Raw genomic sequence first — 17,001 nt, 5'->3', positions numbered from 1 at the left:
TAAAAGTGTGAAGTCATGGTTACATCAAAAAAAAGTGCGAATAAAAAGTGGTATTGGATTTTAATATTTCTAGCAGTAATTATTGGATTTGTGTTCTATGTTATTTTGCAAGATCAATTTAGTACACGGTTTCTTATTTTTTTTTCAGGGCTTCCTTATTTATTATTTGTTACAGGAAGTTTTGGTTTGTTATGGCCTAAAATTAAACCCACAGGAGATGAGGAATATATAAGTCATACCTTATTAATTGGGTTGCTTTTTATTATTCTGTTTTTTATTCATGTTTGGATTATTCTGCCAAATATTTGCCCAAATTTTGGAGAATGTTTAGGTGTTTAATGTGATAATAAACTAAAAATTCAATCAAAAAAATATAATACTAAAATCAATCTGCTTCTTTTTTACAAGTAGCAGGCTGATATATATCATTGTAAAAACCTGTTTTTATAAATATTTTAGAATGAAAAAATAAGTTTAACCTTAATACTTAATATTATGACAACTTTAATGAAACGCAGAAGAAGAAATGGTTTGACTCCATTTGAAAACAGATTGTTAACGCCTTGGAATAAAAGTGTTTTAAGTCCTTGGGGAAGCAATTTATTTAACACAAGCCTTAAACGGTTTGATGATGTTTTTGATAACGACTTTTTTGAAGAAGATAGTTTAATGCCAGCAATGAACGTAAAAGAGCATAAGGAAGATTTTGAAATTGAATTTGCAGCCCCAGGGTTTAATAAAAAAGATTTCGAAGTAACAATTGAAAACGATGTTCTTCATGTTTGTGGTGAAAAAGAAGACGAAAAGGAAGAAAAAGAAGATGATTTTTCTCGTAAAGAATTTAGTTATAAATCTTTTCAAAGATCAATGATGCTTCCTACTTCGGTAGATTTAAATCAAGATGTTAAAGCGTCTTACAAAAATGGTATCCTAAAAGTGAAGCTATTAAAACAAGAAGAAGTAATTGAAAAAGAAATTCCTAAAAAAGTTATTGAAGTGCTTTAATAACTTGTTTTAAAGCAGAAAGTAGTTGAACTTAATAATTGCTTTCTGCTTTTTGAAATTATAAATATTATAAAGATGAAAACTAAAGAGATTAAAATAAAAAAATATGAAGCGTGGTTAAGTTCTGAAACTATGCATAATAGTTCAATTAATTGGCTGTCTGAATTAAGATTTGCTAAAGATGAAGCACTTTTTTTTGATGATTTGGTTAAGTCATACACGCTTCAACTTATAGATTCAAAACACTTTAGCGAAAGCAAAAAAATTGTAGACCAATTAAGTGTTTTACAAAACGAAACCAATGTGTTAATAGATACAGTTATAAATCATGAAAAAGGGCTTAAAATAATGGTTGATGGTGTAGATAATATTAAAGAAGAAAACGCATATAAACAAGAGCATGGAAAACTCATAGTTACAATTAGTGAGTTTTTAAATAAATATAGAACATTAAAATCACAACTATTTGCACTTGTAAAAAATATTTTAAAAGAGGGCAAGCAAAAACGGTTGCTTCAGTAAAATCAATTAAAAATGAAACATTTAATAATCTTATTAATTTGTGTCTTAACGTTTAGTTGCTCAACTTCAGAGCTTGTAGACCATTGGAAAAACCCAGATATAGATGTTTATAGTCCTAGTAAGGTGCTAATTATAGGCATGACCTCAAACCAAGAAGCGCGACAAGAATTTGAAACGCAATTACAAAACGAATATGCTTCTAGAGGTATAGAATCTGTAATGAGTTTAAAGTATTTTGGCGCAAAATTTACTTCTAATGCCAAAACAGAAGCAGATTTAAAAGCATTAGAGAGCAGCCTTATTGACGATGGGTTTGATACTATTTTATTTACAAAAGTAATTGGTGTTGAAGATAAAATAGTTTACAAAGAAAATTACGGGAAATATGATAGCACCCATAAAAAATTTAGAGAAGATTATTTAAAATATCAAGACGCATTTTATAATCCAGATTATTATGAAGAATATACGGTGTATAATACAGAAACTTCTATGTATTGTATCTGTCCAACAAAAGATAGAGAACTAATATGGAAAGGTTATATCAATATTATGGATCCACAATCTATTAGTGAAACCATAAATGATTATGTAAGACTTGTAATTGTTGTTTTAGAAGAGCAGCAACTTATCAACCCATTATTTGTAGAAGATATTATAAATGAAGACGCTATTAAATAATATTAATTTAAGTATTACAGGAGGTTGTATATTGCTTTCAATTTTCTTAAGTGTAAGCTGTTCGTCTACAAAGCTAATTTCTAGTTGGAAAAATCCAGATTGCAGCATATTTAAACCCAAAAAAATCTTAGTTGTTGGAGTAACACCAAATTATGAAGCTCGAAAAGCTTTTGAGTTTCAGCTTATAACAGAGTTAAATGCAAGAAAAATAAAAGCTTTGCAGAGTGCTGTGATATTTGAAAAGTCTTTCCAAGATACCAAACAAACAGAAAAAGAAATAGAAGCTCAAGTAGATAAATTACTCTCAAAAGGGTATGATACGGTTTTGGTGTCCTTGGTTAAAGGCGTTAATAGCAATCAATCTTACGGAAGCAAATCTCCCAAAAAAGATTATCATTTAAGAAAATTTATTGGTTATTATTTAGTGTATCAAGAAGCATATTTTAAACAAGATTATTACAATGATTACAATGTATTTAATATTGAAGCTTCTATTTATAGTTTAAATAAAGATTCAGATAAATATTTAGTATGGGTTGGTTCTTTTGATTTGGTAGATCCAATTAATAGCCAGAAAGCTTCAGACTATTATGTAAAAACACTTATTAAAATTCTAGAAAAAGAAAACATTATCCCAAAACAGTAAATTTTATAAATCATAAATATTATTTTTTTGCCCTTTTTATAAGATTTTAAAATAGTTGTCATTGTTTTTTTTATGTAAAAACACAACGGGTATTAAATAAAATATTAGTATATTTGATAAGTTTAAATTGGTTAACCAATTTGGAAAACCAATAATGTTTTATATGCATTCATGCTTTTTGTTTGAAAAAAGGAAACATTAACTTTTAAAATTAAATTGATGAAAACACCTAGCTTTATACACAACAAAAAACCAGAGAAGTCAACTTCTCTGGTTTGATCTATTTTTATTAAAATCTGTCAACCTATTTTAGGACGACTCAAAATATAAAAGAGTTTTTTTATTTAGAGGATGCTCTTATCACTAACTCAGCATCCAAAATAATCTTATTCAAAGTTTGTTTTACTGTTTTTTTCTTAGCATAAGATAAAAATGTTAGTGCAGCTTGTTTTCCAATTTCGGCACTATGTTGGTTTATGCTTGAAATGGATGGCGTAACTACAGCAGTAAACTGTTCGTCACCAAAACCTACTAGTGCAATATCTTCAGGAACTTTTATGTTCTGCTCTTTAAGCGTTTGTAATGCGCCTAAAGCGGCATAATCACTAGCAACATAAACCGCGTCTGGTTTTTTAGTTAGTTTTAGTAATTCAAGCATTTTTTGTTTGCCATCCTCAATGGTAAGACTACTTTCAATAAGAAGTTCATTATCTAAGGGAAGATTGTGTTTTTTTAAAGCATCAATATAACCTTTAATTCTATTGTTAAAAATTCGTGTGCGTTTAAAACCACCAATATGTGCAATTCTTTTGCGTCCTTGATTTACAAGATGTTCAACAATTATATGGCTGCTTTTGTAATCATTAATACCAATATAATCTACATTTAAATCATTTTCACCACGATCAAATAAAATCAAAGGAATACCTTTGGCTTTCACTTTTTCATAATATTCTAAATCAATAGTTTCATTAGCCATAGAAGCTATAATACCATCTACTTGAGTAAATAATAATGTATCAATGTTATCACATTCTTTTTTAAAAGATTCGTTAGACTGTGTTATAATTATGTTGTATCCTTCTTTATTTAAAACCTCTTCAATATTTTGAATTACAGAAGAGAAAAAGTTGCTATTCGTTCTAGGAACAATAACACCTACTAAATTGCTTTTTCCTTTTCTTAAAGCACTAGCAAGATGATTAGGTTGGTAGTTTAAGTTTTTAGCAACTTGTTTAACCGCTTTTTTAGTTTTTTTGCTAATACGCGAGTCGTCATGAAGCGCTTTAGAAACGGCAGCAGCAGAGATATTTAAAACATTAGCAATATCTTTTATGGTAGTTTTCTTTTTAGTATTCAATTTTTTTATATCTTTGCTTAAACGTTTAAGCAAATGTAGTGTTTTAATTAATTGAATCAAAATATAAGATAAATTATAGATTTTGATTTATTTTGAAATATCTGGTTAAACGATTAAGCATAACTAATTTTTATAAAATAAGACCAATTAAGATGAGTAAAGTAGTAACATTTGGAGAGATCATGTTAAGATTAGCTCCGCAAGGATTTTTAAGATTTTCACAAGCAAATAATTTTGACGCTATCTACGGTGGTGGAGAATCAAACGTAGCTGTTTCTTTAGCTAATTATGGTGTATCATGTGATTTTGTAACACGTTTACCAAAAAATGATATTGGTGAATGTGCTATGATGGAAATGCGTAAAAGAGGCGTAGGTGTAGATAAGATTGTTTGGGGTGGAGATCGTTTGGGTATCTATTTCTTAGAAACTGGAGCTGTATCTAGAGGATCTAAAGTAGTTTATGATAGAGCACATTCTGCTATTTCTGAAATTAAATCTGGAATGATTGATTGGGATGCAGTTTTTGAAGGTGTTGAATGGTTTCATTGGACAGGTATTACACCTGCTATTTCGCAAGGTGCTGCCGATGTTTGTTTAGAAGCTGTTAAAGCTGCTAGTGCTAAAGGAATTACAATTTCTACAGATTTAAACTACCGTGCTAAACTTTGGAAATATTGTAGCGATACGCATAGAGAAAAAGTAATGACTGAAATAACATCTTACTGTGATATTGTTTTAGGTAATGAAGAAGATGCAGAAATGCATTTTGGAATTAAGCCAGAAGGAATTTCAGTTCAAACTCAAGGTCATGATGTAAAAGCTGAAGCATTTTTATCTGTTTGTCAACAAATGATGGAAAAATTCCCAAGAGCTAAAAAAGTAATTACTACATTAAGAGGTTCAATATCAGCTTCTCATAACACATGGGCTGGTGTTTTATACGATGGAAAGAAAATGTACGAAACACGTCAATACCAAATAACAGATATCGTTGATAGAGTTGGTGGTGGAGATTCTTTCATGGGAGGTTTAATCTACGGATTATTAAAATATCCAGAAAATGATCAAAACGCATTAGATTTTGCAGTTGCTGCATCTTGTTTAAAACATACTATTAAAGGTGATGCTAACTTAGCTACTGTTGCTGAGGTTGAGAAATTAATGGGAGGTGACGCGTCTGGACGTGTTGCAAGATAAAAACTTACTAATTATAGTTTGTAAAGTAAATTATTAGGCATAGTGCTGAATTTAGTTCAGCACTAGCCTTGTAGTTTTTTGTAAGTCTCTAGTAAGTATATTTAATACCTTTAAAATCCATCAAAAGTATATGAAAAAATCTATTGCAATTATGTGTGGAGGTGGTCCAGCCCCAGGCATAAATACAGTAATAAGTACTTTAGCTAAAACGTTCCTGAAAGATGGCTACGACGTTATTGGTGTTCATCATGGTTATAAAGGATTGCTTTCTGATGATCCGTCATTAGTTTTTTTCGATTTTCATCGTGCCGATCGTATTTTTAGTCTTGGAGGGTCTACTTTAATAATGAGTAGGTTTAAACCAAAAGATAGCGATTTTAAAGCTAATTTTTTTAAAAAACATAACGTAAAGCTATTGGTGACTATTGGTGGTGATGATACAGCTTCAACGGCAAATAGATTAACCAAATATGTTAATAGTCAAGATCTGGAAGTGGCCCATGTTCATGTGCCAAAAACTATCGATAACGATCTTCCGTTACCAGATAGAAATCCAACGTTTGGTTTTCATACTGCTAAAGATGAAGGTGTACGTATTGGTAATACAGTTTATGAAGATGCAAGAACTAGCGAAAATTGGTTTGTAGTTGCTGCCATGGGGCGCTCTGCAGGGCATTTAGCTTTTGGAATAGCATCTGCTTGTCATTATCAAATGATGATTATTCCAGAAATGTTTAACAAAACAAAAATTACATTCGAGAAAATAATTAATATGATTGTTTCTTCGATAGTTAAATGTAAAATACAAGGTATAGAATATGGTGTTGCTTTAGTTAGTGAAGGTGTTTTTCACTTTATGGATGAAGATGAAGTCATAAATTCTGGTATCAACTTCACTTATGATGACCACGGACATCCTGAATTAGGTAACGTAAGTAAGTCTCATATTTTTAACTATTTGTTACAAGTTAAATTGAAAGAACTCGGGTTAGAAATTAAATCTAGACCCGTAGAACTTGGTTATGAATTAAGATGTTGTAAGCCAATTGCTTTCGATTTGACCTTATGTACCTTACTAGGTATAGGTGTTAAAAAACTGTTTGATCAAGGGGATTCGGGCTGTATAGTAAGCGCAAATTCAAATGGAGATATTATGCCATTGTATTTAAAAGATTTTGAAGACAATGAAGGTAAAATTCCTCCGCGATTAGTAGACATCGATTCAGATATGGCTCAGTTATTCATTAATAACCTTTTCTATATAAAAGAGAAGGATTATGAAAAAGCAAAACAATATTTGCCTAATCCAGAGGCATATGATTTTAAAAAAATACTAAACTGGAATTAATTAAATAAACATAAAAATTAAATTATAATGGCACAATTTTCAAGATTAGAAGTAGCGCAAGCAATGAAAGAAACAGGAATGATTCCTTTGTTTTTTCATAACGATATAGAATTAAGTAAAAAAGTATTAAAAGCATGTTACGATGGTGGAGCTCGTTTAATGGAGTTTACTGCACGTGGTGATTTTGCTCACGAAGTTTTTGGAGAATTAACAAAATATGCTATCGCCGAATTACCAGGAATGATAATGGGTGTAGGATCTGTTACCGATGCTGGTGCAGCTTCATTATATATGGCATTAGGAGCAAACTTTATTGTAACTCCTGTGTTAAGAGAAGATATTGCAATTGCTTGTAACCGTAAAAAAGTATTATGGTCTCCAGGATGTGGAACATTAACTGAAATTACTAGAGCAGAAGAATTAGGATGTGAAATCGTAAAATTATTCCCTGGTGATATCTACGGGCCTCAATTTGTAAAAGGAATTAAAGGACCGCAACCATGGACGTCTGTTATGCCTACTGGTGGAGTTGCTCCAACAGAAGAAAACTTAAAAGGATGGTTTGATGCAGGTGTAACTTGCGTAGGAATGGGATCTAAATTAATTTCAAAAGATATTATTGCAAATAAAGATTATGCAAAATTAGAGAAAGATGTTAAAGCAGCTTTAGCTATTGTAAAATCTGTTAGAAAATAATTTATTATTATTCAATTACAAAAGCCGCTATTTAGCGGCTTTTTTTATGTTTAATGCTTTATGTATTGCTAAACCCTTCACATAATTTAAGTCCTATAATTTTTCTTTTAATCTCACTATAAATTTGTTACATTTGGCGTTAGAATAAAAAAATAACAAAAATGAAAATAATGAAATTTTTAAGCCTAATTACACTAGTTGTACTTTTAGCCTCTTGTAACCAAAACGGAGTTACAAAAAAACCAATAAAAACAGAATTAGATTCTGTAAGCTATGCAATTGGTATGGATGTAGCAAAAAACGTAAAAGCTAGTTTTGATAATTTTGATAACGATTTGTTTGTACAAGGCTTTAATAATGTGCTAGATTCTACAGATATCTTAATTGATGAAACGAAAGCGCAACAAGTAGTAAGAGCATATTTTCAAAAGAAACAAAAAGCTGATGCAGAGAAAGCAAAATTAGAAGCTGAAGATAATAAAATTGACGGTGAAAAATTCTTAGCCGAAAACAAAAAGAAAGACGGTGTTGTAACAACAGAGAGTGGTTTACAATATATAGTTTTAAACGAAGGTACAGGTGAAAAACCAACAACAGCATCAAAAGTAAAAGTTCATTATCATGGTACTTTAATTGATGGAACTGTATTTGATAGCTCTGTAGAAAGAGGTACACCTGCTGAGTTTGGAGTAACTCAAGTTATAAAAGGATGGACAGAAGGTTTACAATTAATGAAAGAAGGTGCTAAGTATAAGTTTTTTATTCCTAGTGATATCGCTTATGGTGCTAACCCAAGACCAGGTGGACCAATAAAAGCAAATTCAACATTAATTTTCGATGTAGAATTGTTAGAAGTAAAGTAATATAAAAGTTACATATTAGAATTTAAAAACAGGAAGTTAGGCTTCCTGTTTTTTTGTTTTTAATTTTTATAATTTAATGAAGATTCAAATCGTAACTTTGCAACAGATTAAATAAAAAGAATATGAGTCATAAAGCAGGTTTTGTAAATATTATAGGGAACCCTAATGTTGGTAAATCTACATTAATGAATGCCTTTATTGGAGAAAAACTTTCAATTATAACTTCAAAAGCACAAACCACAAGACACCGAATATTAGGTATTGTAAATGGCGACGATTTTCAAGTGGTTTTAAGTGATACACCAGGAATTATAAAACCAGCTTACGAGCTTCAGGAATCTATGATGGGGTTTGTGAAATCGGCTTTTGAAGATGCCGATGTGCTTATATATATGGTAGAGATTGGCGAGAAAGAATTAAAAGATGAAGCCTTTTTTAATAAAATAACCAACTCTAAAATACCAGTATTATTACTACTTAACAAAATAGATAAATCAGATCAAGTGCAATTGGAAGAACAAGTTCAAACTTGGTCTCAAAAAGTACCTAATGCAGAGATTTTTCCTGTTTCAGCTTTAGAAGGATTTAATGTAAAAGAAGTTTTTAATAGAATATTAGAACTGCTTCCAGAATCACCAGCGTTCTATCCAAAAGACCAATTAACTGATAAGCCAGAACGTTTTTTTATTAACGAAACCATTCGTGAAAAAATTCTAATGCATTATAAAAAAGAAATTCCATATGCGGTAGAAGTTGATACTGAAGAGTTTTTTGAAGAGGAAAATATTATTCGAGTACGTTCTGTAATAATGGTGGAACGCGAGACTCAAAAAGGTATTATAATTGGGCATAAAGGAAGCGCATTAAAACGAGTAGGTGTTGAATCTAGAAAAGATTTAGAAAAGTTCTTTGGTAAACAAATCCATATTGAATTATATGTTAAAGTAAATAAGAATTGGAGAAGTAATCAAAACCAATTAAAACGTTTTGGGTACAATAAGTAGTTTATTATAATTTAATTATAAATGTAAGTTTTCAGGTTTTTAGCGACAAAGTAAAAATCATGGAAAGATTTTTTGTCATTTTTGTTTTTGGCTTTTTTGTTTTAAGTTGTAGTAGTGAAGAGGATTCTACTGAAGATAGCCTTTCAAGCAATGGTTGGATTATAGATGAAAAAGATATTTCGGGACGGTTTTTCTTATACCCGTTGGCAATAGATCCAAATTTTGATAGTGTAAATAATATAAACTTAAGCGATGGTCAATTAGTTGGAGTCATTAATTTTGGTTTACAGGTAATTGTTTATCCTTATGTTTATACTTTTGAAAGTGAGGTTATAAATGCGGATTACAATGGAAGGAAATACGCTTTTACATATTGTCCAATTACAAAAAGTGCATTAGCATTTAATAGAACTCAGATTTTTAGAGCATCAGGATATCTTTATAAGGATAATTTAACGCCATGGGATGATGAAACTGAATCTATTTGGTCTCAAATGTTAATTAGAGGGATAAAGGGAGATAATAAAAATAGAAAATTTAACACGATACCTGTTGTAGAAACTACTTGGGGTACAGTTAAAAAATACTTTCCGACTGCTAAAGTTTTTACTGGGGCTACTAATTCAGCCAAATCGGGTTCAATTAGCTTTAATAAGCGGCCACCAGATGAAAATGATAATACTGTTTCTGATATAGAGAAGCCCAACCCGAGTGAGCATGTATACGGAATTATAGATAATTTTAATAGTGTGCATATTTTTAGACATTCTAACTTCCGGAATAAAGTTGTTATAAAAACGATTAGTAATCAAGAATATATTATAATTGGAAATCAATCGAACAGATTTTTTAATGCATTTAAGGTTGATAATGCGGATGACTATAAAATATTAGAAAATCAATTACCCTATGTTATTCAAAACAGAAGTGGTATTAAGTATAATATTTTAGGTATTGGCACCAATGGTAGTGTATTAGAAAAACCTAAATACGCATATGTTGCAGCATGGTGGGCTTGGGAAGATTTTTATTCTAATTTCAATTTTGTAGATACAGGAGAGTAATGGCAGGCTTAAACGTTACCATATAAAATATTCGTAATACAAACTGTTAACTCAGTATTTAATTTTAGAGTGCTTTTTTATTTTCAATTTCAAGCACTTCATTCATAAAGTTATTAAGCAATCTCATATCATTCGTACTTGAAGCTTTGCCCAAACTACCTGCAAAGTATAATGTAACCCAAAGCAAAACCATTAAGATGGTTACACTTGCTTGAACAGCAAAACTTTGTTTTAAGGACCAGTTAGTATAAGTCCATATGGCAAATGCAATAAATAGACCTGCAACAATAAAATGAAGAAACATGAAAAGCGTCCAAACAGTTGGGTTTGGTCCAAATAAACCATGAAGCATACTAGAATTGTCATCAACTTTATTTATTTCTAAATGTAATTGAGGCGACCAAAAGTGTTGTTTTTCTTTTGGGAATTTTATAAAAACATGATCGTCTACTCGTGTTACAATAAATTCAGATTGCGTGTTTTTTACATTTTCAAAATCACTCAAAATGGCTTCGTTAATCCTCGGGATTTCCATTTTAAACCTTGGGCGTAAAACAATGTCGTTACTTAAAGCCATTCATATTTAGTTTAGCAGAGTAAATTACTATTTTTTATTTAAACCTAAAATACTTTCAATCTTTATTAAAAAAGAACTATGCGTCATCTATATTCCCTATTTTTGCAAAATATTTCGGATAGAAATAATAAAGGCATCAGATAAGGTGTGACATGTAAATTAAAGAATATGAGTAATATAGTAGCTATAGTAGGAAGACCAAATGTGGGGAAATCAACGTTTTTTAATCGTTTAATACAACGACGAGAAGCTATTGTTGATGCTGTAAGTGGTGTAACAAGAGACCGTCATTATGGTAAAAGTGATTGGAACGGAAAAGAGTTTTCTTTAATAGATACAGGTGGTTACGTTTTAGGAAGTGATGATGTATTTGAAGCAGAAATAGATAAACAAGTAGAGTTGGCTATTGATGAAGCTGATGCTATTATTTTTATGGTTGATGTTGAGTCTGGTGTAACAGGAATGGATGAAGATGTTGCTAAATTACTTCGTAAAGTGAGTAAGCCCGTTTTTTTAGTCGTTAATAAAGTCGATAACGGAAAACGTGCAGAAGATGCTGTTGAGTTTTATGCATTAGGTTTAGGAGATTATTATACTGTTGCTAGTATAAATGGTAGTGGAACAGGTGAACTATTAGATGCATTAATTGAAGCATTGCCAGAGAAAGAAGATGTCGTTGAAGAAGAATTACCTCGTTTTGCTGTTGTAGGAAGACCAAACGCAGGGAAATCATCATTTATAAATGCACTTATTGGTGAAGACAGATATATAGTTACAGATATTGCAGGTACAACCCGCGATTCAATAGATACTAAATACAACCGTTTTGGTTTTGAATTTAATTTAATTGATACAGCTGGTATAAGAAGAAAGTCTAAAGTAAAAGAAGACTTAGAGTTTTATTCTGTAATGCGAAGTGTTCGAGCTATTGAGCATAGTGATGTTTGTCTTATTGTTTTAGACGCTACTCGTGGTTTTGATGGGCAGGTTCAAAATATCTTTTGGTTAGCTGAACGTAACAGAAAAGGGATTGTTGTTTTAGTAAACAAATGGGATTTGGTTGAGAAAGACCATAAGTCTATGAAGGAATTCGAAAAGGCTATTAAAAAGCAAATGGAACCGTTTACAGATGTTCCGGTTGTATTTATTTCGGTATTAACAAAACAAAGAATTTTTAAAGCTATTGAAACGGCTGTTGAGGTTTATAAAAACCGATCTAAAAAGATAAAAACCAGTCAGCTTAACGAAGTACTACTTCCAATAATAGAAAATTATCCGCCACCGGCATATAAAGCAAAATTTGTAAAAATTAAATATATCATGCAGTTGCCAACACCGCAACCTCAATTTGCATTTTTCTGTAATTTGCCACAATATGTAAAAGAACCATACAAAAGGTTTTTAGAAAATAAATTAAGAGAAAAATTTGGTTTTACTGGAGTGCCTATAAGCGTTTATATGCGTAAAAAGTAATTAAGATTACAGTTTATTTATTCGTAATTATTAGTTATTTCTAGCTTAAATAATATAACAACCAACCAACATGAGTCAAATTATAACTTTCGGTGAGGTACTAATGCGTATATCACCAAGAGGGAATAAATAATTTATTCAATCTAATACAGTCGAGTTTTATTTTGGAGGAACAGAATTGAATGTCGGGCTTTCCATTGCCCATTTTGGTGGAAGTGTTAAGCATATTACATGTAATTCAGACGATTTTATTGGTAATACAGCAATGGCATACCTTAACAAATTCGATTTAGATACCACAGCAATTGTTCGTGCCAATAGACCATTAGGTGTTTATTTTCTGGAAGTTGGGGCTGTTATGCGTCCAAGTCAAATATCTTATAATAGGTCACATTATGCCTTTTCTGAAATTAAACCTAGTATGGTTAATTGGGAAAAATCATTAGCAGAAGGTAGTTGGTTTCATTGGACGGGAATAACACCTGCTTTAACTCAAGGTAGTTTTGATACCTTAAAAGAAGGCTTAAAATTAGCAAAGAAAAAAGGCATGCAAGTTTCTGCCGATCCAACTTACAGGAGCGGTTTGTGGAAATATGGTGTAGACCCTAAAGAAGCTTTAATAGAATTATTGCATTGTTCAACTATTTTTATTGGAGGTATTAACGAAATGAATGAAGTTTTAGGAACTAATTTTGGTTATACAAACGATGAGTTTATAGAAGCAAGTAAGTTACTTATTGAGAAATTTCCATCTATTGTTAAAGTATTCGATAAAATAAGAACATCCATTAATTCGTCATGGCATAAAATTCGAGCAAGAATGTGGAACGGGCAAGAATTCCATGAAACTCAAGATTTTGATATTACACATATTGTAGATCGTATTGGAACAGGCGATGCTTTTGCAGCGGGTTTAATATATGGTTTACAGCATTTTAATGACACAAAATCTATGGAGTTTGCGAGTGCAGCATGCGCATTAAAACATACTTATGTTGGAGATGTTAACTATGCTACAATCGATGAGGTTAATCGAATTGTAGAGGGGAATCTAACAGGAAGATTTAACCGGTAATTTAAGTCCTGATTTATAGTGTCGAATTATTTGTTTACAATTAATTTCTAAACAAAAATACAAAACTGTCTAGAAATTTAACATTTTTACTGAGACTGAGACTGAGACTGAGACTGAGACTGAGACTGAGACTGAGACTGAGACTGAGACTGAGACCTAAATCTTACCAACCTCCAGAAGCACCGCCACCGCCAAAACCGCCGCCGCCAAAACCACCGCCGAAGCCTCCGCCACCACCAGAAGACCAACCGCCGCCGCCAGAACTTCCGCCCCAGCCACTTGATGAACCTCTACGGTAACTACCACGTCCCATGTTACTCAGAATAATAGCTTCAAGTAAATCACTTCCAGTAGATCTACGACCACCATTTCTTCCGCCTCCGCGTCTATTTTTAGAAATTGAGATTAAGATGATAATAAATATGAAAATCAGAATTAAAATTAACCCAATAGGAAATTCACTTTGATTGGATTGCCTCGTGCCTTGATATTCACCATTCATAACTTCAAAAATGGCATCAGCACCTCTGTTTAATCCTCCTGGGTAATCATTATTCTTAAAATAAGGTATAATATCTCGTTCAATAATACGCTTAGACATGGCGTCTGTTAAAAGATGTTCTACTCCGTATCCTGTATTTATGGCTATTCTTCTATCGTTTCTAGCTAACAAAATTAAAATACCATTGTCTTTTTCCTTGCTACCGCCAATTCCCCATTTTTGTCCCCATTGTGCTCCTAGATAAGAGATGTTTTCTCCGTTAGTAGAGTTTATAATAGCAACAACAATTTGTGTTGAGGTAGTGTCAGAATACTTTATGAGTTTCCGCTCTAAACTACTTTTCTGAGAAGCAGAAAGTAAATTTATATAATCGTAAACACTAGTTTGGAACTTTGGTTTTTCAGGAATTTCATATTGAGCATGAGCAATATTCAAAGCAAAGCATAATACTAAAAAACTAATAATGCTTTTTATTTTTGAAAGTGATTGCAAACTGATTACTGAAAACTGCATAAATAGCTATCTATCCTTTAGAAATATCATTAGTTAACTCGTTAGAGTCAGTATCCGAATAAGGGAAATGTGTTTTAAGTTCTTCACCAGATTTTAAAATCCCATCTCTAAGCCCTTGTTTAAAGTTTCCTTTTTTAAAATGCGATTGCATAACATTTTTAGTGTTATCCCAAAAATCGTTTTTAACCACATCATTAATGCCTTTGTCTCCATAAATAACAAAGGTTTTATCTTCTAAGGCTAAATAAATTAATACGCCGTTTTGGAGTTTTGTGTTATCCATTTTTAGGGTATGAAAAAGTTCTAAAGCGCGAACAGTAGCGTCACCTTTACATGTTTTTTCTATATGAACACGAATCTCTCCAGAAGTATTTAACTCTGCAACACGAATAGCTTCAACAATATCTTGTTCTTCTTGTGCAGTTAGAAATTCTTCAACTTTATTGGACATATGTTTTACTTCAAATCAAAGTTAACGTCTGGTGCTTTTTCGCTTCCAGATTCAGATTTAAAATAATTCATTGGGTCAAAATTAAGTATGCCTGCTAATACAGAATTTGGAAATTCTTTAACATGATTATTGTAAGGTTCTACAACTTCATTATATCTGTCTCTAGCAACATTAATTCTGTTTTCAGTACCTTCTAATTGACTTTGTAATTCAAGAAAATTTTGGTTAGCTTTTAATTCTGGGTAACGCTCTACAGTAACCAATAGACTTTTCAATGCACCAGATAATCCGCTCTGTACTTCACTAAATTTAGCCATCTGTTCTGGTGTAAGGTTTGATGGATCGATATTCATAGATGTGGCTTTAGCTCTAGCTTCAATAACAGCAGTTAATGTGCCTTTTTCAAAATCTGCAGCACCTTGTACTGTCTTCACCAGATTTCCTATTAAATCATTTCGGCGTTGGTAGCTGCTTTCTACATTAGCCCATGTTTTAGTTGCAGATTCTTTTAGGTTTACAGCGGTGTTATTAAATCCTTTTCCCCAAGAATAAAGACCGAAGATTATAATAGCAATAATAATTAATGGTAAGAATTTTTTCATGATAGCTTTAATTTGATAATATGTTGTTAATGGTTATTTATAAGACACTTCTTTTGTTAAAAAGTTACAAAAGGATTTTTATATTTTTAAAGGTGTTCCTTTATTTTGATAAGTTGATTTTTTACATCTTCAAGTTTACTAATAATTTCAAAATTATTTAGTGCTTGTTTTTTTTCTTCTTTTAAATGTGTTTTTGCGCCATCAAGCGTAAAACCACGTTCTTTAACAAGGTGATAGATAAATTTAAGGTTCTTAATATCCTCTGGAGTAAATTTACGATTGCCTTTCGCGTTTTTTTTAGGCTTTAGTACATCAAATTCTTTTTCCCAGAAGCGAATTAGAGATGTATTAACACCAAATGCCTTGGCAACTTCGCCAATACCATAATATCTCTTTTCTGGTAAATCTATATGCATTAATCGAGGGATTGATTTTCTAAAGAAGCATGTTCTAATAGCTTGTTAAATTCTTCCGCAGTTAAACTTCCGTAGTAGAAGTTTATAGGGTTGATTTTATTACCGTCTTTATGTATTTCGTAATGTAAATGAGGGGCTTCAGATCGACCTGTACTACCAACAAAACCAATTAAATCGCCACGTTTTACTTTTTGGTTTTTTCTAACATTATATTTATACAAATGCGCATACAAACTAAGGTATCCAAAACCATGGTCTATTCTTATATGTTTTCCGTAACCACTAGAACCAGAATCTGCACGAACTACAACGCCATCTCCACTAGCGTATATTGGTGTGCCTCTAGGTGCAGTAAAATCCATGCCCTTGTGCATTTTACGTGCTTTTGTAAATGGGTCTGTGCGCATACCGTAGCCAGATGCCATTCGGGTTAAATCTTTATTGTTAACAGGTTGAATTGCTGGAATAGCAGAAAGAAGTTTTTCTTTTTCTTCAGCAAGTTCAGCAATTTCATCAAGAGATTTAGATTGTACAACTATTTGTTTTTGTAAAATGTCTAGACGTTTGTTACTTTCAATTATCAATTTAGAATTGTCAAAGCCTTCTAGGTTTTTATATCTGTTAATACCACCAAATCCAGCTCTACGTTGTTCTTCAGGAATTGGGTTAGCTTCAAAATATACGCGGTAAATATTGTTGTCTCTATCTGCAACATTGGCTAAAACAGCTTCAGCATGTTCCATTTTTTTATTAAGTAACTCAAATTGTAATTGGGTGTTTTGTAACTCTCTTTTTAAAGCACGTTCTTTAGGAGATTCAACATACTGACTTGCTATAAAAACAAATATAAATGCGAAAAATGCAGCAGCTAAAATAAAGAGACTAGCATACTTAAATGTAGTTCTTTTTTTGCGCTCTATTTTGCGGTAAGAAAGCGATTCTTTATCGTAGTAATATTTTACCTTACTCATTTCTTAAATTATACTATTTTTGCAATTAAATTG

General features: G+C 31.6%; 20 protein-coding genes. 13 read left to right on the top strand and 7 right to left on the bottom strand.

What is annotated here, in order from left to right; translation table 11 throughout:
- Positions 1–15: 15 nt before the first annotated feature.
- From SJY43_RS01105 to SJY43_RS01085, 5 genes are all read left to right on the top strand, one after another.
- Positions 16–339, top strand: a complete 324-nt coding sequence (locus SJY43_RS01105) for a hypothetical protein (RefSeq protein WP_396602007.1) — start codon at positions 16–18, stop codon at positions 337–339.
- Between the two features lie 168 nt (positions 340–507).
- Positions 508–1,005 (top strand): Hsp20/alpha crystallin family protein, encoded by a 498-nt coding sequence (locus tag SJY43_RS01100; protein WP_396602006.1) that lies wholly within the window; start codon positions 508–510, stop codon positions 1,003–1,005.
- Between the two features lie 75 nt (positions 1,006–1,080).
- Positions 1,081–1,527, top strand: a complete 447-nt coding sequence (locus SJY43_RS01095; protein WP_396602005.1) for a hypothetical protein — start codon at positions 1,081–1,083, stop codon at positions 1,525–1,527.
- Between the two features lie 12 nt (positions 1,528–1,539).
- Positions 1,540–2,208 carry a hypothetical protein gene (locus SJY43_RS01090; protein ID WP_396602004.1) on the top strand — a complete coding sequence of 223 codons (669 nt, stop codon included), beginning with the start codon at positions 1,540–1,542 and terminating at the stop codon, positions 2,206–2,208.
- A complete protein-coding gene (locus tag SJY43_RS01085; protein WP_396602003.1) occupies positions 2,189–2,854 on the top strand; it encodes a hypothetical protein in 666 nt (221 codons plus the stop codon). Before SJY43_RS01090 ends, SJY43_RS01085 begins: the two co-directional genes overlap by 20 nt.
- Before the next feature lie 340 nt (positions 2,855–3,194).
- On the opposite strand, the gene SJY43_RS01080 is transcribed toward SJY43_RS01085, so the two are convergent.
- Entirely contained in the window at positions 3,195–4,247 is a 1,053-nt protein-coding gene (locus SJY43_RS01080) for a LacI family DNA-binding transcriptional regulator (RefSeq protein WP_396602002.1), read from the bottom strand.
- A gap of 119 nt (positions 4,248–4,366) precedes the next feature.
- Here SJY43_RS01080 and SJY43_RS01075 point away from each other — a divergent pair, with 119 nt between their 5' ends.
- The 6 genes from SJY43_RS01075 (at position 4,367) to SJY43_RS01050 (ending at position 10,388) form a co-directional block, all read left to right on the top strand.
- Positions 4,367–5,413, top strand: coding sequence for a PfkB family carbohydrate kinase (locus tag SJY43_RS01075; protein WP_396602001.1), 1,047 nt, complete (start codon positions 4,367–4,369; stop codon positions 5,411–5,413).
- 130 nt (positions 5,414–5,543) lie between these two features.
- Complete coding sequence (locus SJY43_RS01070) at positions 5,544–6,761, top strand: 6-phosphofructokinase (protein WP_396602000.1); 1,218 nt, start codon at positions 5,544–5,546, stop codon at positions 6,759–6,761.
- Between the two features lie 27 nt (positions 6,762–6,788).
- Positions 6,789–7,457, top strand: a complete 669-nt coding sequence (locus tag SJY43_RS01065; protein WP_396601999.1) for a bifunctional 4-hydroxy-2-oxoglutarate aldolase/2-dehydro-3-deoxy-phosphogluconate aldolase — start codon at positions 6,789–6,791, stop codon at positions 7,455–7,457.
- A 170-nt stretch (positions 7,458–7,627) separates the two neighbouring features.
- Entirely contained in the window at positions 7,628–8,320 is a 693-nt protein-coding gene (locus SJY43_RS01060; protein WP_396601998.1) for an FKBP-type peptidyl-prolyl cis-trans isomerase, read from the top strand.
- Positions 8,321–8,442: 122 nt separating this feature from the next.
- Entirely contained in the window at positions 8,443–9,324 is an 882-nt protein-coding gene (gene era, locus SJY43_RS01055; RefSeq protein WP_396601997.1) for a GTPase Era, read from the top strand.
- Positions 9,325–9,383: 59 nt separating this feature from the next.
- Positions 9,384–10,388, top strand: coding sequence for a DUF3179 domain-containing (seleno)protein (locus SJY43_RS01050; protein WP_396601996.1), 1,005 nt, complete (start codon positions 9,384–9,386; stop codon positions 10,386–10,388).
- A 64-nt stretch (positions 10,389–10,452) separates the two neighbouring features.
- On the opposite strand, the gene SJY43_RS01045 is transcribed toward SJY43_RS01050, so the two are convergent.
- Positions 10,453–10,965: a GTP-binding protein gene (locus SJY43_RS01045; RefSeq protein WP_396601995.1), complete on the bottom strand. Its 513-nt coding sequence runs from the start codon at positions 10,963–10,965 to the stop codon at positions 10,453–10,455.
- Positions 10,966–11,133: 168 nt separating this feature from the next.
- On the opposite strand from SJY43_RS01045, the gene der reads away from it, so the two are divergent.
- Together der and SJY43_RS01035 are read left to right on the top strand one after the other, a co-directional pair.
- Positions 11,134–12,438: a ribosome biogenesis GTPase Der gene (der, locus tag SJY43_RS01040; protein ID WP_396601994.1), complete on the top strand. Its 1,305-nt coding sequence runs from the start codon at positions 11,134–11,136 to the stop codon at positions 12,436–12,438.
- 136 nt (positions 12,439–12,574) lie between these two features.
- Positions 12,575–13,513 (top strand): sugar kinase, encoded by a 939-nt coding sequence (locus tag SJY43_RS01035; protein ID WP_396603376.1) that lies wholly within the window; start codon positions 12,575–12,577, stop codon positions 13,511–13,513.
- Positions 13,514–13,676: 163 nt separating this feature from the next.
- Here the strand turns inward: SJY43_RS01035 and SJY43_RS01030 are convergent, their stop codons facing one another.
- From SJY43_RS01030 to SJY43_RS01010, 5 genes are all read right to left on the bottom strand, one after another.
- On the bottom strand, positions 13,677–14,528 hold the full coding sequence (locus SJY43_RS01030) for a TPM domain-containing protein (RefSeq protein ID WP_396601993.1): 852 nt from the start codon (positions 14,526–14,528) through the stop codon (positions 13,677–13,679).
- 10 nt (positions 14,529–14,538) lie between these two features.
- On the bottom strand, positions 14,539–14,979 hold the full coding sequence (locus SJY43_RS01025) for a TPM domain-containing protein (protein ID WP_396601992.1): 441 nt from the start codon (positions 14,977–14,979) through the stop codon (positions 14,539–14,541).
- Between the two features lie 5 nt (positions 14,980–14,984).
- The gene (locus SJY43_RS01020) at positions 14,985–15,581 is read right to left on the bottom strand and encodes a LemA family protein (RefSeq protein ID WP_396601991.1); all 597 of its coding nucleotides are present in this window, start codon (positions 15,579–15,581) and stop codon (positions 14,985–14,987) included.
- Positions 15,582–15,667: 86 nt separating this feature from the next.
- Complete coding sequence (locus SJY43_RS01015; RefSeq protein ID WP_396601990.1) at positions 15,668–15,997, bottom strand: MerR family transcriptional regulator; 330 nt, start codon at positions 15,995–15,997, stop codon at positions 15,668–15,670.
- Positions 15,997–16,968 (bottom strand): M23 family metallopeptidase, encoded by a 972-nt coding sequence (locus tag SJY43_RS01010; protein ID WP_396601989.1) that lies wholly within the window; start codon positions 16,966–16,968, stop codon positions 15,997–15,999. The genes SJY43_RS01015 and SJY43_RS01010 overlap by 1 nt, the downstream gene beginning before the upstream one ends.
- Between the last annotated feature and the right edge of the window lie 33 nt (positions 16,969–17,001).

Origin of the sequence: Algibacter sp. R77976 (assembly GCF_044594645.1) — a bacterium.
Lineage (GTDB): Bacteria > Bacteroidota > Bacteroidia > Flavobacteriales > Flavobacteriaceae > Algibacter_B.
The sequence above is the reverse complement of the archived record's forward strand: the minus strand, read 5'-3'. Positions and strand labels throughout refer to the sequence as shown.